The organism is Streptomyces sp. NPDC101490 (assembly GCF_044767145.1).
Taxonomy (GTDB): domain Bacteria; phylum Actinomycetota; class Actinomycetes; order Streptomycetales; family Streptomycetaceae; genus Streptomyces.
This window is the reverse complement of sequence record NZ_JBIWNI010000002.1, coordinates 249,613-265,291: the sequence shown is the minus strand read 5'-3', so window position 1 is coordinate 265,291 and position 15,679 is coordinate 249,613. Positions and strand designations below refer to the sequence as shown.

Annotated in this window: 12 protein-coding genes; 9 read left to right on the top strand and 3 right to left on the bottom strand. The window is 73.3% G+C overall.

Annotated features, from left to right (window positions below; translation table 11 throughout):
* Positions 1–215 precede the first annotated feature (215 nt).
* Genes ACIRQY_RS04990 through deoC form a run of 3 tightly spaced genes read right to left on the bottom strand, consistent with a single transcriptional unit; the run spans position 216 to position 3,536 of the window.
* Positions 216–1,112 (bottom strand): aldehyde dehydrogenase family protein, encoded by an 897-nt coding sequence (locus tag ACIRQY_RS04990; RefSeq protein WP_403922514.1) that lies wholly within the window; start codon positions 1,110–1,112, stop codon positions 216–218.
* Positions 1,105–2,541, bottom strand: coding sequence for an aldehyde dehydrogenase family protein (locus ACIRQY_RS04985; protein ID WP_403922513.1), 1,437 nt, complete (start codon positions 2,539–2,541; stop codon positions 1,105–1,107). The genes ACIRQY_RS04990 and ACIRQY_RS04985 overlap by 8 nt, the downstream gene beginning before the upstream one ends.
* A 5-nt stretch (positions 2,542–2,546) precedes the next feature.
* The gene (deoC, locus tag ACIRQY_RS04980) at positions 2,547–3,536 is read right to left on the bottom strand and encodes a deoxyribose-phosphate aldolase (RefSeq protein ID WP_351788044.1); all 990 of its coding nucleotides are present in this window, start codon (positions 3,534–3,536) and stop codon (positions 2,547–2,549) included.
* 706 nt (positions 3,537–4,242) lie between these two features.
* Between deoC and ACIRQY_RS04975 the strand changes: the two genes are divergently transcribed.
* From ACIRQY_RS04975 to ACIRQY_RS04935, 9 genes are all read left to right on the top strand, one after another.
* Positions 4,243–4,923: a PH domain-containing protein gene (locus ACIRQY_RS04975; RefSeq protein WP_351787997.1), complete on the top strand. Its 681-nt coding sequence runs from the start codon at positions 4,243–4,245 to the stop codon at positions 4,921–4,923.
* Positions 4,924–5,065: 142 nt separating this feature from the next.
* Positions 5,066–5,437, top strand: coding sequence for a DUF1508 domain-containing protein (locus tag ACIRQY_RS04970; RefSeq protein WP_403922512.1), 372 nt, complete (start codon positions 5,066–5,068; stop codon positions 5,435–5,437).
* A 78-nt stretch (positions 5,438–5,515) separates the two neighbouring features.
* Positions 5,516–6,559 (top strand): phosphate ABC transporter permease subunit PstC, encoded by a 1,044-nt coding sequence (gene pstC, locus ACIRQY_RS04965; RefSeq protein WP_351788000.1) that lies wholly within the window; start codon positions 5,516–5,518, stop codon positions 6,557–6,559.
* A gap of 25 nt (positions 6,560–6,584) precedes the next feature.
* Positions 6,585–7,850: a phosphate ABC transporter permease PstA gene (pstA, locus tag ACIRQY_RS04960; protein ID WP_403922511.1), complete on the top strand. Its 1,266-nt coding sequence runs from the start codon at positions 6,585–6,587 to the stop codon at positions 7,848–7,850.
* Between the two features lie 82 nt (positions 7,851–7,932).
* Positions 7,933–9,729: a phosphate ABC transporter substrate-binding protein PstS gene (gene pstS, locus ACIRQY_RS04955; protein ID WP_403922510.1), complete on the top strand. Its 1,797-nt coding sequence runs from the start codon at positions 7,933–7,935 to the stop codon at positions 9,727–9,729.
* Positions 9,726–12,320: a hypothetical protein gene (locus ACIRQY_RS04950; RefSeq protein ID WP_403922509.1), complete on the top strand. Its 2,595-nt coding sequence runs from the start codon at positions 9,726–9,728 to the stop codon at positions 12,318–12,320. Before pstS ends, ACIRQY_RS04950 begins: the two co-directional genes overlap by 4 nt.
* Positions 12,321–12,454: 134 nt before the next feature.
* On the top strand, positions 12,455–13,426 hold the full coding sequence (locus tag ACIRQY_RS04945; RefSeq protein WP_351788010.1) for a substrate-binding domain-containing protein: 972 nt from the start codon (positions 12,455–12,457) through the stop codon (positions 13,424–13,426).
* A 97-nt stretch (positions 13,427–13,523) separates the two neighbouring features.
* Positions 13,524–14,756 (top strand): hypothetical protein, encoded by a 1,233-nt coding sequence (locus ACIRQY_RS04940; protein WP_403922508.1) that lies wholly within the window; start codon positions 13,524–13,526, stop codon positions 14,754–14,756.
* On the top strand, positions 14,753–15,628 hold the full coding sequence (locus tag ACIRQY_RS04935; protein ID WP_351788014.1) for a class E sortase: 876 nt from the start codon (positions 14,753–14,755) through the stop codon (positions 15,626–15,628). The genes ACIRQY_RS04940 and ACIRQY_RS04935 overlap by 4 nt, the downstream gene beginning before the upstream one ends.
* The last annotated feature ends 51 nt before the right edge of the window (positions 15,629–15,679 follow it).

Sequence of the window (15,679 nt, the reverse complement as noted above, 5' to 3'; positions counted from 1 at the left end):
CCGCACCCACCCGCCCCCCCCCCCCCGCCCCGGGGGGGGGCGGGCGGGCCGGGGGGGGGGGGGGGGGCCCGCCGCCCGCCGGGGCCCCCCGCCGCGCCCCCCCCCCCCCGCCCCCCGGGGCCCCGCGACGGACGTGCTCCCCGCGCTCGGGCGCCTCTGGTGCGAGGAGGCGTCCGCGCGTACGAGAAGCTCCGCCGGTGAGGGGGAGCCGTCCGCTAGTACGAGGAGCCGCCCGCGCCCAGCGAACCCGTGGGGTGCCAGACGGTCTTCGTCTCCAGGAAGGCGGTCAGGCGGTCCGTGCCGGGGGACGCGGTGAAGTCCTCGGTACGGGGGCGCAGGACCCGCTTCAGGTTGTCCGCCGCCGCGATCTCCAGGTCGCGGGCGAGGTCGCCCCCGGTCGCGCCCGTGAGGTCGATCGCGTTGACGTCCTGGTGGGCCGCGAGGTGCGGGCCCATCTCGGACGCCTTGCCGGACAGGATGTTCACGACACCGCCGGGCAGGTCGGAGGTGGCGAGCACCTCGCCCAGGGAGAGCGCCGGGAGCGGCGCCTTCTCCGAGGCGATGACCACGGCCGTGTTGCCGGTGGCGATCACCGGGGCGATCACCGAGACCAGGCCGAGGAACGACGAGTCCTGCGGGGCCAGGACCGTGACGACACCGGTCGGCTCGGGCGAGGACAGGTTGAAGTACGGGCCCGCGACCGGGTTGGCGCCGCCCACGACCTGGGCGATCTTGTCGGTCCAGCCCGCGTACCAGACCCAGCGGTCGATCGCCGCGTCGACGACCGCCGCCGACTTCGACTTCGACAGGCCCTCGGCCTCGCCGACCTCGCGGACGAACTGCTCGCGGCGGCCCTCCAGCATCTCGGCGACGCGGTAGAGGATCTGGCCCCTGTTGTACGCGGTCGCGCCCGACCAGCCGCCGAAGGCCTTGCGGGCGGCGACGACCGCGTCACGGGCGTCCTTGCGGGAGGAGAGCGGGGCGTTCGCCAGCCACGTGCCCTTCGAGTCCGTCACCTCGTACACCCGGCCGCTCTCGGAGCGGGGGAACTTGCCCCCGACGTACAGCTTGTAGGTCTTGAAGACGCTCAGACGGTTGGTCGACTCAGACATCGAGGTAGGCCTCCAGACCGTGACGGCCGCCTTCACGGCCGAAGCCCGACTCCTTGTAGCCGCCGAAGGGCGAGGTCGGGTCGAACTTGTTGAACGTGTTGGCCCAGACGACACCGGCGCGGAGCTTGTCGGCGACCGCGAGGATGCGGGAGCCCTTCTCCGACCAGATGCCCGCGGACAGGCCGTACTGGCTGTTGTTGGCCTTCGCGACGGCCTCGGCGGGCGTGCGGAAGGACAGCACCGACAGGACCGGACCGAAGATCTCGTCGCGGGCCACGGTGTGCGCCTGGGTGACGTTCGTGAAGAGCGTCGGGGCGAACCAGTAGCCGGAGGAGGGGAGTTCGCAGGGGGCGGACCAGCGCTCGGCGCCCTCCGCCTCGCCCCGCTCCACCAGTGCGGTGATGCGGGCCAGCTGCTCGGCGGAGTTGATGGCGCCGATGTCGGTGTTCTTGTCCAGCGGGTCGCCCAGGCGCAGGGTGCTCAGACGGCGCTTGAGCGCGTCGAGCAGCTCGTCCTGGACCGACTCCTGGACCAGGAGGCGCGAGCCCGCGCAGCAGACCTGGCCCTGGTTGAAGAAGATGCCGTTGACGATGCCCTCGACGGCCTGGTCGAGGGGGGCGTCGTCGAAGACGATGTTGGCGCCCTTGCCGCCCAGTTCCAGGGTGACCTTCTTGTCCGTACCGGCGACGGACCGGGCGATGGCCTTGCCGACGGCGGTCGAACCGGTGAAGGCGACCTTGTTCACGTCCGGGTGCCCGACCAGCGCGGCGCCCGTCTCCCCGTATCCGGGAAGGATGTTGACGACGCCCTTAGGCAGCCCGGCCTGGCGGCAGATGTCCGCGAAGAACAGGGCGGTCAGCGGGGTCGTCTCGGCGGGCTTCAGGACCACCGTGTTGCCCGTGGCCAGCGCCGGGGCGATCTTCCACGCCAGCATGAGCAGCGGGAAGTTCCACGGGATGACCTGACCGGCCACGCCCAGCGGCCTGGGGTTCGCCCCGTAGCCCGCGTGGTCCAGCTTGTCGGCCCAGCCCGCGTAGTAGAAGAAGTGCGCGGCGACCAGCGGGAGGTCCGCGTCGCGGGTCTCCTTGATCGGCTTGCCGTTGTCCAGGGTCTCCAGGACGGCCAGCTCACGGCTGCGCTCCTGGATGATCCGGGCGATGCGGTAGAGGTACTTGGCGCGCTCGGCGCCGGGCAGCGCCGACCACTTCTCGAAGGCCTTGCGGGCCGCCTTCACCGCGCGGTCGACGTCCTCGGCACCCGCCTGGGCGACCTCGGAGAGGACCTCCTCGGTGGAGGGGGAGACGGTCTTGAAGACCTTGCCGTCGGCCGCCTCGACGAACTCGCCGTCGATGAACAGGCCGTAGCTGGGTGCGATGTCGACGACGGACCGGGACTCCGGTGCCGGTGCGTACTCGAATGCAGATGCCATGTTGATCAGTCCACCGTCACGTAGTCGGGGCCGGAGTAGCGGCCGGTCGCCAGCTTCTGACGCTGCATCAGCAGGTCGTTGAGCAGGCTGGAGGCGCCGAAGCGGAACCAGTGGTTGTCCAGCCAGTCCTCGCCCACGGTCTCGTTCACGATGACCAGGAACTTGATCGCGTCCTTGGTGGTGCGGATGCCGCCCGCGGGCTTCACACCGATCTGCACGCCGGTCTGCGCCCGGAAGTCGCGCACCGCCTCCAGCATCAGCAGCGTGTTCGCCGGGGTGGCGTTCACCGCGACCTTGCCGGTCGACGTCTTGATGAAGTCCGCGCCCGCCATCATGCCGAGCCAGGAGGCGCGGCGGATGTTGTCGTACGTGGACAGTTCGCCGGTCTCGAAGATCACCTTGAGGCGGGCGCGGTCGCCGCACTCCGCCTTGACCGCGACGATCTGCTCGAAGACCTCCAGGTAGCGCCCGGCGAGGAACGCGCCCCGGTCGATGACCATGTCGATCTCGTCGGCGCCCGCGGCGATGGCGTCGGCCGTGTCGGCCAGCTTCACCGGGAGCGCCGCGCGGCCCGCCGGGAAGGCGGTGGCGACGGAGGCGACCTTGACGCCGGAGCCCGCGAGGGTGGCCCTGGCGGTGGCCACCATGTCGGGGTAGACGCAGACGGCGGCGGTCGTCGGGGTCGCGCGGTCGGTCGGATCGGGGTGGACGGCCTTGGCGGCGAGCGCCCGGACCTTGCCCGGAGTGTCCGCGCCTTCGAGCGTCGTCAGGTCGATCATGGAAATGGCCAGGTCGATGGCGTACGCCTTGGCCGTGGTCTTGATCGAGCGGGTGCCGAGGGCGGCGGCGCGCGCCTCCAGGCCGACGGCGTCGACGCCGGGCAGCCCGTGGAGGAAGCGGCGCAGCGCACCGTCGGACGCGGTCACGTCGGCGAAGGGAGCACCTCCCGCGCCGGAGGCCGCGGAGGAGGGTGCTGCGGATGCAGTGGTGGGCATGGTCACCAGTCGAGCATATCTACGCGCGTAGCGACCTGTACAGGGGACCGGGGCGGCAGAGCCGGAGGTCACAGTCGGGTGGGGTGGTGGGGTGGTGGGGTGGTGGGGTGGCGGGGGGTCGGGGTGCCGGGGGTCGGGGTGGTGGGGTGGTGGGACCCCCGCCACCCGGGCGCCCGGGTGGCGGGGGTGTGTCGGGGAGCCGGGGGGAGCCGGGGAGGCAGGGACGGGCGGGGCCGCCCGGGCGGCGGCATTCGCCGCGCGTGGACCCGTCGGCCGCGGGACTTGCCGGGCGCGTGGGCCCGGCCGGGGGACGCGGGGGCCAGGCCGGGCGCATGGGCCCGTCGCCTCGCCCGGGCCGCACGCCTCGCCCGGCCCGTACGGCTCGTCCGTACACCCTGCCCGCCCTGCTTGCCTCGCCCGGCCCGTACAGCCCGCACGCCTCGGGCGGGCCTGTACGCCCAGTACGCCCAGTACGCCCATTACGCCCTGCACCGCCCGTACGGCCCGTACGCCTCGCCCGGCCGGTACAGCCCGCACGCCTCGCACGGGCTCGTACGCCCCGCACAGCCCGTACGCCTCACCCGGGCCTGTACGCCCCACCCGCCTCGGATGCCCGCGCGCGCCGCGCCCCCGCATGCCCGCGCGCGTCGCGCCCCCGTGCGGGCCGCCTGAGCCCCCGTCGTCCCGCTGAGGCAGAATCGGCGGCATGACGACCCCCGAGCCGACCCCCGAGCCCCGCCCCGAGCCGAGCCGGGAGCCGAAACAGGAGAAGCCGTCCGCCGCCTCCGCCGACCAGGTGTTCCGTTCGCCCCTCGGCATCGCGAGCGGGGTCTTCCTGCTGCTCCTCACCACCTTCTTCGCCGGTGACTCCATGATCCGCGGCGAGGGCCGGTCGCCCTGGTTCGCGCTCGCCGGGCTCGTCTTCGTCGTTCCCCTGGTCGTGGCGTTCACGATCCGGCCCGTGGTCCGCGCGAACGACGACCGGCTCCACATCCGCAACCCCTTCCGCTCGATCACCCTGCCCTGGGCGCAGGTCGTCGACATCCGGGCCGGATACTCCAGCGAGGTCTTCGCCCGGGACGGCGCCAAGTACCAGCTGTGGGCGGTGCCCGTCTCGCTGCGCCAGCGCAAGAAGGCCGCCCGCCGGGCCATGCGCGCCTCGCAGGACGACCCGCACGGGCGGACCTCCACCTCCGCCGACGTACGGGACCGGAACGCGCGGACCGCGCCCACCGACCAGACCGTCGCCGATCTGCGCGAGATGGCCTCCCGGCACGCCCGTGCGCCGGGGGCGCGCGGCGAGGTCACGGTGCGCTGGGCGTACGAGATCATCGGCCCCGCCGTGGCCGGACTGCTGCTCCTGATCGTCCTGTTCTCGACGGGCTGACCGGTTCGGGCCCCTGATCCGGGGCCGCCGGTGTCCTAGGGGCAACGGCACGGTGAAGCGTGCCACCCGGAAATGGTTTATCTCCCAACCGTCACGCGCGTCTCAATAGATTGCCCCTGCCGAGACTGTGGGGGTGGGGGCGATGACCAAGGACACCGGTGTGTCCGGAACGCGCTGTCTGGTCGACCTGGGGGCCGACGGACACTACGGGTGGCGGCTCGTCGCCCAGAACGGAAGGGTCGTCGCGCGGTCGGGGGGCTGCTACGACGACCACGCCGGATGCCGGGCGGCCTTCGCCGCCCTGTGCGCCGGACACGACGACCTGGCCGGGGGAGTGCAGCACACCCCCGGCGGCAACGGCTGGGTGTGGCTGCTGCGCGACGCCGAAGGCCGTACCGCCGCCCTCTCCGGACGCTCCTACGAGCGCCATTCCACCTGCCGCGCCGCCTATGCGCGGTTCCGCGCGCTGATCGCCGAAGAAGGCCCCAGATGGGCCTCAACAGCCCTCCGGTGAACGAAAGTTGCCCCGCGCACGCCCCTCGTTCACATGGCGTGGCGGACGAGTCCACCCGGCGGGACTTACGTCCTCACCGTGACGACCGAGACCCTTGACCCACCGCACGGCAGACGGCCGTCCGGCAGCCCGGCGGAACCGCCGCCCGACACGCCGAGACGGCTGCACGCCGACCCCGGCCTTCCCGACCGGGTCTTCCGCACCGTCGCCCGCACCGGCGGCGGCCTCGTCCTCGCGGTCATGCTCCTCGTCGGCGGCTTCCTGCTCCACCGGGCCTGGCAGGCGCTCGACCGCGCCGGACCCTCCTTCCTCACCACCGAGAGCTGGGAACCCGACGGCGGCCGCTTCGGCATCGCCGCCGTCCTCCTCGGCACCGTCCTCATCGCCCTCGTCGCGATCACCGTGGCCGTGCCGCTCGCCACCGGAGCCGCGCTCTACATCTCCGAGTACGCTCCGCCCCGGCTGCGCCGCACCCTGATCTCCACCGTCGACCTGATGGCCGCCGTGCCCTCCGTCGTCTACGGACTGTGGGGCGTCTTCTGGCTGGAGGAATCGATCCTGCCGACCGCCCGCTGGATCGCCTCCTACCTCGGCTGGATCCCCTTCCTCCGGGTCGACGGCGCCGACCCCGACGACCCACTGGCCCCGCCCACCGTCTACACCTCGTCGACCTTCGTCGCCGGACTCGTCGTCGCCATGATGGTCGCGCCGATCATCTGCTCGATCATGCGCGAGGTCTTCTCCCAGGCACCGGCCGGGGAACGCGAGGGCGCCTACGCGCTCGGCGCCACCCGCTGGGGCATGATCCGCAGCGTCGTCCTCCCCTTCGGCAAGGGCGGCATGATCGGCGGCACCATGCTCGGCCTCGGCCGCGCCCTCGGCGAGACCATCGCCGTCTACATGGTCATCTCGCAGGTCTTCACCATCCAGTGGCACGTCCTGCAGACCGGCACCAGCTCGGTGTCCTCCCTCATCGCCCTGCGCTACGGCGAAGCCACGCCCTTCGGCATGTCCGCCCTGATGGCGGCGGGCTTCGCCCTCTTCGTCATGACCCTGATCGTCAACTTCGCCGCCTCGTCCATCGTCGCCCGCAGCCGCTCCGGCGCCACCAGCGACGCGTAGCTCCCCAAGGGGGGACCCCACCGACATGACCATCGCCCCGGAGCGGCCGGCCCTGCGCCCGCCCGCCGAGCAGGCCCCGCCACCCGGACCCGAACACCGGCGGACCACCGGCGGCTCCCGTGCCTCCGACGTGTACGCCGTGCTCGGCGCCGCCGCCGCCTCGCTCGCCCTGACCTGGCTGCTCTTCGCCCGCCTGCTGCCCTTCAGCGGCGCCGTCGGCGCCGTCCTCGTCGCGTACGTCCTCTTCCTCGGGCTCTACGCGCTGCTCGTCTCCTTCGACGAGGACGGGCCCGTCGTACGGGACCGGATCGCGGGCGCCGTCGTGCGCAGCTCCGGGCTGCTCCTCCTCGCCGTCCTCGTCTTCGTCGTCGCCTTCACCCTCTGGGAGGGCCGCGCGGCCCTCGTCCACCTCAACTTCTTCACCCAGGACATGAGCCTCGCGGGGCCGCTCGAACCCCTCGACGTCGGCGGCGTCCTGCACGCCGTCGTCGGCACCCTCGAACAGGTCGGCATCGCCCTCGCGTTCACCGTGCCCTCCGGCATCGTCTGCGCGGTCTTCCTCAACGAGGTGCCCGGCCCCTTCGCCCGCCTCGTCCGTACGATCGTCGAGGCCATGACGGCCCTGCCCTCGATCGTCGCGGGCCTCTTCGTCTACGCCACCGTCATCCTGGGCCTCGGCATGGAGCGCTCCGGCTTCGCCGCCTCCCTCGCCCTCTCCGTGATGATGCTGCCGATCATCATCCGCGCCTCCGACGTCGTCATCCGGCTGGTCCCCGGCACCCTGCGGGAGGCCTCGTACGCCATGGGGTCCTCGCGCTGGCGGACCGTCTGGCACGTCGTCCTGCCGACCGCCCGCTCCGGACTCACCACGGCCGTCATCCTCGGCACCGCGCGCGGGGTCGGTGAGACCTCCCCGGTGCTGCTCACCGCCGGGTTCACCGCCGAGCTGAACGTCCTGCCGACCTCCGGCGCCCAGGTCTCCCTGCCGCTCGCCACCTTCGAGCTGGTCAAGTCACCCGAACCGAACATGATCGCGCGCGGGTTCGGCACCGCCGCCGTCCTCATGCTGCTCGTGCTGCTGCTCTTCGTCCTCGCCCGGATCGCGGGCGGGCGCGGCCCCGGACAGCTGACGAAGCGCCAGGAGCGGCGCCGGGCCCTCGCGTCCCGGCGGGACGCCGCCCGCCAGGACGCCGCCCGCCAGGACGCCGCCCGTACCGGCGCGGGGGCCTTCGCCGCCGGGCCGTCCGCCGCCCGCCCGGACCGATCCGCAGACCCGAGGAACTCGCCGTGAGAACCGCGGAACCGAGGAGCTCGACTGAGAACCGCAGACCCGAGGAGCACGCCGTGAGAACCGCAGAACCGAGGAGCTCGCAGTGAGAACCGCCGTCCAGCCCGTCCGCGTCCTGCTGGGCCTCGCCACCGTGCTCAGCGCGGTGCTCGCCCTGCTCGTCGGACCGCCCGCCGCGCAGGCCGCCGGATACACCAAGATCACCGGCTCCGGCTCCACCTGGAGCTCCAACGCCGTCGAGCAGTGGCGCCGCAACATCGGCGCCAACATCGGCCTGACCGTCAACTTCAACGCCAACGGCTCCTCCCAGGGCCGCGAGCAGTTCAAGAACGGCACCGTCGACTTCGCCGTCTCCGAGATCCCGTACGGCCTCAAGGACGGCAACGCCACCGATGTGCCGCCGGGCCGCGGCTACGCGTACATGCCGATCGTCGCGGGCGGCACCGCCTTCATGTACAACCTGCGGATCAGCGGCCGTCAGGTCACCAACCTGCGGCTCTCGGGCCCCGTCCTGGCGAGGATCTTCACCGGCGAGCTGACCATGTGGAACGCGCCCGAGATCAAGGCCGACAACCCCGGCCTGGTCCTCCCGGCCCGCCGCATCGTGCCCGTCGTGCGCTCCGACGGCTCGGGCACCACCGCCCAGTTCACCACCTGGCTCGCCAAGGAGCAGAGCGGGGTCTGGAACGACTACTGCCGCCGCGCCGGACGCCAGACGCCCTGCGGCATGACCTCGTACTTCCCCGTGGTGCCCGGCGCGACCACCGTCGCCAAGTCCGGCTCGCTCGGCGTCTCCGCGCACGTCCGCCAGCCGCAGGGCGAGGGCGCCATCACCTACGTCGAGTACTCGTACGCGATGAACGCGCACTTCCCCGTCGCCAAGATCCTCAACTCCTCCGGGTACTACGTCGAGCCGACCGCCTCCAGCGTCGCCGTCGCCCTGCTCCGGGCCCGGATCGAAGACGACAAGAACTCCACCGACTACCTCACCCAGATCCTCGACGGCGTCTACCGCACCACCGACCGGCGCGGCTACCCGCTCTCCAGCTACAGCTACATGGTCGTCCCCACCAGCGAGACGGCCCCGCACACCCGGGAGAAGGGCCGCTCGCTCGGCACCTTCGCCCGCTACTTCCTCTGCGAGGGCCAGCAGCAGGCCGAGGAGCTCGGCTACTCGCCGCTGCCGAGGAACCTCGTCCAGGCGGGCTTCGAGCAGATCCGCCGGATACCCGGCGCGCCCACCGGCGCCGTGGACCTGTCCGACTGCCGCAACCCCACCTTCTCGGCGGACGGCACCAACACCCTCGCCAAGAACGCTCCGATGCCCAAGGCCTGTGACAAGCGCGGCACGACCCAGTGCGCCGACGGAACCGGCGGCGCGCGCGGCAACGACACCCCTGTGAACAACGGGGGCTCCAACGGCGGTACGTCCGGCGGTGGTTCGACCGGTGGCGGCAACGGCGGTGCCAGCGGTGGCGGTTCGACCGGCGGCGGCTCCGGATCCTCCTCGGGTGGTACGACCGGTGGCGTCAACGGCGGTACGAACAACGGTGGTTCGACCGGTGGTGGTACGGCGGCCTCCGGCGGAGCGACCGGCTCGGGCGGCGCCGCCGGATCCACCGGCGGCGGTGTGGACCCCGACACCGGAGAGGCGCTCGGCAGCGGCGGCGGTGGATCCGGTGGCGGCGGCGCCACCGGCACCGGCCAGGACGGCGGCGGCATCGTCGGCACCCCGGTCACCCTCGCCGCCGACACCGGAGGCGGTCTGCGCGGCCTGCTCATGGCACTCTCCGCCCTCCTGCTCCTCGCCACGGTCGTCGCGCCCCCGCTCGTCGGCCGCGCCCTCGCCGCCCGCGCCGAACGCACCGGAGGCACCCGATGAAGAACCCGAGCACGAAGGGCCCGAGCGCGGAGAGCCCGATCGGGAAGAGCCCGCGCGGGAAGGCCGCCCGCGCCCGGACGGCGGGGCTCGGCGCGCTCCTCGCCGCCGTCGTCCTCGCCCTGCTCCCGCTGCCCCCGGGCGGCACCGCGGCCGCCGCCACCGGCCCCGCCGGGAACTCGGCGGCGACCAAGCACGGCACCAAGGGCCCGTACGACGACTTCTCCGGCCTCGAAGTGACCGTCCACCAGACGCGGAACCTGCGGGCCCAGGGCCTCAAGGTCACCTGGCGGGGCGGGACGCCCACCCAGGGGCGCAAGAGCGACTACCTCCAGATCATGCAGTGCTGGGGCGACGACCCCACCGGGCCGGAGCGCGAGCAGTGCCAGTTCGGAGGCGCCGCCACCAGCGGCGGCAACTTCGGCACCCACATCGCCCGGCGCGAACTCCTCGTCGGCACCGACCCGCTGGAGAAGGAGTACGACGAGCTGATCCCCAGCCCGGAGTACCCGGGCCAGATGACCAGCCCCTTCGTGCCGTTCCGGCCGGTGTCCGGGCCGCCCACGAAGAAGACCACCGACTGGACCTACTTCGGCCCCGGCGACACCAACGAGGAGTTCTTCGCCGCCACCCAGCCCGACGGCACCGGCGAGGTGGCCTTCAACCTCCAGACCACCCGGGAGGCCCCCCACCTGGGCTGCGGCGACCCCCTCGGCACCGGCACCGACGTCAGGGGCCGCCGCTGCTGGCTCGTGGTCGTCCCCCGGGGCTCCCACGACCCCGACGGCTCCACCGGTGTCGACCACCGGCCCAACACCTCCCCGTTCACCACCACCAACTGGGACCGCCGGATCGTCTTCCCGCTCGACTTCCTGCCGGTCCGCGAGCCCTGCCCCACGGACCGCACCGAACGGCGCATGACCGGCTCCGAACTCGTCACCGACGCCGTCACCTCCTGGCAGTCGGCGCTCTGCGCCACCGGCACCACCCGCTTCACCTTCTCCCAGCGCGGCGAGGAACTGGCCCGGGGCAACCTCACCCACCCGACCGCCACCACCCCCGGACTCGCCTTCACCGTCGAACCGGTCGAGGGCGGCGAGAAGGCGGGCTTCGTCCACGCCCCGGTCGCCGTCAGCGGACTCACCGTCGGCGTCTTCTGGGAGGCGGGCGGCATCGGACTCGTCCGCGACCTGAGGCTGAGCCCGCGCCTCCTGGCGAAACTGCTCACCTCCTCGTACCCGCTCGACGTCCGCTACCTCACCTACGACCGGCCCGCGCCCGATCACCTCAAGGGCAACCCGGACTCCCTCGTCCGCGATCCCGAGTTCCTGGAACTCAACCCCGCGTTCGCCCGCTCCCCGCAGGCACCCCAGGTCTACCCCGGCGGAATACTGCTCTCCGCCGAGCGCTCCGACGCCACCAGGATCGTCTGGGACTATCTGCGCGGAAACGCCGAGTCCCGCGCCTTCCTGGAAGGGCGGCCGGACCCCTGGGGAATGAAGGTCAATCCCCACTTCAAGGACCTCGGACTCGTCACCGAAGGGTCCTACGAATTCCCGAAGGCCGACCCCACCGAGACCGAGATAAAGGTCGGCGAGAAAAGCATCACCTACGGGGCGATCGACCGTTCCCCGTACGCCGTCGACCTCCACGACGCGGCCCGCTGGGTCCGGCGCGGCACCAACAACGCCAAGTACGAGGCCCTCGACGACCCCACCGCGGCGGGCGGACTGAAACTCTCGGGCCCCGAGTACCTCCCCGGCGAGCGGCGCGCCTACGGCCTCACCGACGCCGCCTCCGCCGTCCGCTACCAGCTCCAGGTCGCCGCCCTGCCCAACGCGGACGGCACCTACGTCCGGCCCACCACCACCTCCCTGCTCGCGGCGGTCGGCCAGTACAAGGACTCCGCCATCCCCGGCGTCCTCGCCGCCGACCCCGCCCGCACCCGGGGCGACGCCTACCCGCTCACCGTGGTGACCTACGCCGCCGCCTCCGTCAAGCTGCCCGCCGACGCCCGCCGGGACTACGCGCGCGTGCTCCGGTACGCGGCCGGACCGGGCCAGAAGCAGGGCACCGCACCCGGCGAACTGCCCTACGGCTACGCCCCGCTGCCCCAGAAGCTGCGGACCCTGGCCGCGTCGGCGGCCGACCGCCTCGAACGCGGCGCCCCCACCGGCCCCGGCACGTCCGGCGGCTCCACGTCCGGGGGCTCCACGGGCTCGGGCGGCCCGGGCGGCCCGGACTCCGGCGCCACCGGCACCGGAGGCACGACCGGCTCCACCGGCGGTTCCGGCGGTTCCGGCGCGGCCACCTCCGGCGCGGCCGGCGGCACCGCGACCCCCTCCTCCGCCGCCCCGCCCCCGGCCACCACCGGCGGCGGCACCGGCACCACCGGCACCCCGGGGGAGCATCTGGCGGGCACCGGCAGCACCCCCTCCGAGGTCCTCGGCGTCATCCGCTGGGTCCTCCTCGCCGTCCTCGTCGCGGGCGGGCTCGCGGGCGTCGCCGGACCCGTGGTCCTCGGCCTGGCGGGACGCCGCCGAATTCCCTCGGATTCATCTAGGACAGGAATTCGTCACCTGAAGAGCGACTGAACGTGGTGGTCGCGGGAGACGCCCGTACGGAATTGTTGTCCCCGGCCGGTCGACGGACCGGCCGGATAAAGAAGAATCCGGATTCCGCTTGTGCGTCCATTCCATGACATCCGTTTCCACGGAGGAGATCAGAAGTGAACGTCAAGTCCCGCGCCCGTGTCGTCGCCGCCCTCGGCACGGCCGCTCTCGGCCTCGGTTTCCTGGCGGCCCCCGCCCAGGCCGATCCCAACCCGATCACCCAGTACCGCACCCTCGCCGGCGTCGGCTCCGACACCACCCAGGACGTCGTCAACGGCCTCGGCAACGTCATCACCAACGCCATCGGCCAGAAGACGGTCGCCTCCTGGGACGCCACCGGCTCCGCGAGCATCAAGACCAAGGCGACCGGCTGTGACCTGGCCCGTCCGAACGGCTCCTCCGCGGGCATCGACGCCCTGCGCAACGCCGTGGACACCAACTCCGGCTGCCTCGACTTCGCCCGCTCCTCCCGGGGCCCGGCCGACGTCTCCACCACGGACCTGACCTGGATCCCCTTCGCCAAGGACGCGGTCTCCTGGGCCAAGCGCTCCGACAGCGCGCTGCCCGCCAACCTGACGGTGGCCCAGCTCAAGGGCATCTACGAGTGCACCCTCACGTCCCTCAACGGCGTGACGCTCACCCCGGTCCTGCCGCAGTCCAACTCCGGCACCCGCCAGTTCTTCCTCGCCTCCATCGGCGTCACCGCGCCCGGCGCCTGCGTCCAGCAGGGCGTCCAGGAGAACGACGGCACCGTCCTCGACACCGTCGGCGACATCGCCCCCTACTCCGTGGCCCAGTACACCGCGCAGGAGAAGCTCGTCGTCACCGACCGGCGCGGTGCCGCCGTCCTCGGCTCCATCGGCTCCGTCGCGCCCCGCAACGCCGACAAGACGCTGAACCTCTCCTTCCCCTTCACCCGTGACGTCTACAACGTCGTCCCGACCGCCAAGCTCGGCACCACCACGATCGCCCAGACCTTCGTCGGCTCGACGTCCAAGGTCTGCGCCGCCTCCACCACGATCGCCAACTACGGCTTCGGCACCCTCGGCACCGCCTGCGGCGCCACCACCGTCACCGGCGAGCGCTGATCACCACCGCTTCCTGACCGCACACCGGCCGGGCACCCCCCAGGTGCCCGGCCCCACGGCGTACCCGATCCGACACCGACTCCCCGGGGGACCCCGCATGAACCGCCCCGCACCACTCCGGCCGCCCGTGGCCCTGCTCGCCGCGCTCGCCCTGCTCTGCGGCGCCCTGGCCGCCGTCCTCGCACTGGCCGCCCCCGCCAAGGCGGTCACCGTGCACGGCACGTTCACCCTCAAGGGGGGCTCGGGCTCGACCACCGCCAAGCCCTTCGCCACCGGGGTCACCACCCCGGCCGCCTGCCCCGCCCCGGCCGACCCCGCCAAGCCGTACGTCAAGGCCCTGCTCGCCGTCGTCAGCCCCGACAACCGCGAACAGACCGTCAACCTGGCCGTCACCACCACCGGCGACCCGCTCAGCGCCGGGCCCTTCACCCGTGGCTTCGACACCGCCGTCGACTACGGCACCCTCCAGGACCGGCTCCTCGAACTGCGCGGCGGCGGCCCCGTCGACGGCCGCTACGAACTGCGCCTGGCCTGCCGGACCGCGCACGGCGCCGAGTCCGACGACTACTTCTCCGCGATGATCGAGGTCACCGGCACCACCTGGACCCCGGTCGCCCAGCTGACCACCGTCACCGAGGTCGTCTCCGACCCCGCCGCCCCCACCGTCGGCGGCCGGGCCAGGCTCGTCGCGACCGTGCAGCCCAAGGAGGCCGCCGGGACGGTCAGCTTCCAGAAGTTCGTCAACGAGGAACTCATCGACATCGCCACCGTCGACGTCGTCGCGGGCAAGGCGGAGACCACCCTCACCGGACTGACCCTCACCGGCCCCGAAGGACTGCCCGTCCTCGCCACCTTCACCCCCACCGCCCCCGAGGCCCACACCGGCTCCTTCTCCGTCTTCACCCTGTACGTCCACGAGGCCACCGCCAGCCCCACCGGCCCCACCCCCACCGGGACGGACACCCCCACCCCCACCGGCACCGCGACCGGCACCGCGAGCCCCACCGGCACGCCCACGGACGAGCCGACCGGCACCCCCGAACCCACCGACGAGCCCACCGGCACCCCCGAGCCCACCGGCACCGACACCCCGTCGCCCACCGCGACCGACGGCACCGGTGACACCGGCGGGTCCGGCGGTTCCACCGGTGGCGACAGCGGCTCCGGCGGCTCCTCCGGCGGCACCGGCACCCACGGCGGCTCCGGCTCCCTCGCCGCCACCGGCGCCACCACCGCGGCCTCCGCCGCCCTCGGCTCCCTCGCCCTCTGCCTCCTCGGCGCCGCCGCCGTCGCGCACGCCCGCCGCCGCAAGGACGGCGCCCGCCCGTGACCACCGCACCGCCCCCCACCGCCCCCCGCGCCGGGCTCGCCCTGGCCGGGGCGGCGCTGTGCGTCCTCGCCGCGCTCCTCATCGGCTTCGCCGCCGACCTCACCGTCGTCGGCCACCTCCAGCACGCCCGCGACCAGTCCACCGGCTACGACGACCTGCGCGAGCAACTCGCCCTCGGCACCGCCCCGGTGGGCCAGCTCACCTACGACGGCAAGCCCCTCGCCCCCGGCGCCCCCGTCGCCCTCCTGCGCGTCCCCGCCCTCGGCCTGCGCGAGGTCGTCGCCGAAGGCACCACCTCCGGGGTCCTCATGTCCGGACCCGGCCACCGCCGCGACACCGCCCTCCCCGGCCAGGCCGGAGCCAGCGTGATCATGGGCCGCAGATGGGGCTACGGCAGCCCCTTCAACGACGTCCACCGCCTCCCGCCCGGCGCCAGGATCCAGCTCACCACCGGCCAGGGCGAGTCCGTGTACGAGGTCACCGGCGTCCGCCGCCCCGGCGACCCCAACCCCGCCGCCCTCCGCCCCGGCGAAGGCCGCCTCACCCTGCTGACCGCGAGCGGCGGCGCCTACACCCCCGAGGACGTCGTCCGCGTCGACGCCCGCCTCCTCACCACCGCCCAGCCCAGCCCGCCCCGGCCGCTACGCCCCGGCTGGATCACCGCCGCCGAGAAGCCCCTCGCGGGCGACCCCGACGCCTGGCCCCGGATCTTCCTCGGCGCCCAGGCCCTCCTCCTCGCCGCCCTGCTCACCGTCCTCGCCCGCCGCCGCTGGGGCGCCCGCCAGACCTGGGTCACCGCCGTGCCCGTCCTCGTGGCGCTCGGCGTCCTCGTCTCCGGCGAACTGACCCGGCTCCTCCCCAACCTCCTCTGAAACCCGTGGAGTCCACACCGTGACCGAGCTCGCCGACACCGTCACCCTGCC

Excerpts from the sequence above, each read along its gene's own strand:
- ACIRQY_RS04950 (WP_403922509.1), top strand. The coding sequence starts at position 9,726 with ATGAAGAACCCGAGCACGAAGGGCCCGAGCGCGGAGAGCCCGATCGGG.
- ACIRQY_RS04940 (WP_403922508.1), top strand. The coding sequence starts at position 13,524 with ATGAACCGCCCCGCACCACTCCGGCCGCCCGTGGCCCTGCTCGCCGCG.
- ACIRQY_RS04975 (WP_351787997.1), top strand. The coding sequence starts at position 4,243 with ATGACGACCCCCGAGCCGACCCCCGAGCCCCGCCCCGAGCCGAGCCGG.
- ACIRQY_RS04985 (WP_403922513.1), bottom strand. The coding sequence starts at position 2,541 with ATGGCATCTGCATTCGAGTACGCACCGGCACCGGAGTCCCGGTCCGTC.
- pstA (WP_403922511.1), top strand. The coding sequence starts at position 6,585 with ATGACCATCGCCCCGGAGCGGCCGGCCCTGCGCCCGCCCGCCGAGCAG.
- ACIRQY_RS04990 (WP_403922514.1), bottom strand. The coding sequence starts at position 1,112 with ATGTCTGAGTCGACCAACCGTCTGAGCGTCTTCAAGACCTACAAGCTG.
- deoC (WP_351788044.1), bottom strand. The coding sequence starts at position 3,536 with ATGCCCACCACTGCATCCGCAGCACCCTCCTCCGCGGCCTCCGGCGCG.
- ACIRQY_RS04970 (WP_403922512.1), top strand. The coding sequence starts at position 5,066 with ATGACCAAGGACACCGGTGTGTCCGGAACGCGCTGTCTGGTCGACCTG.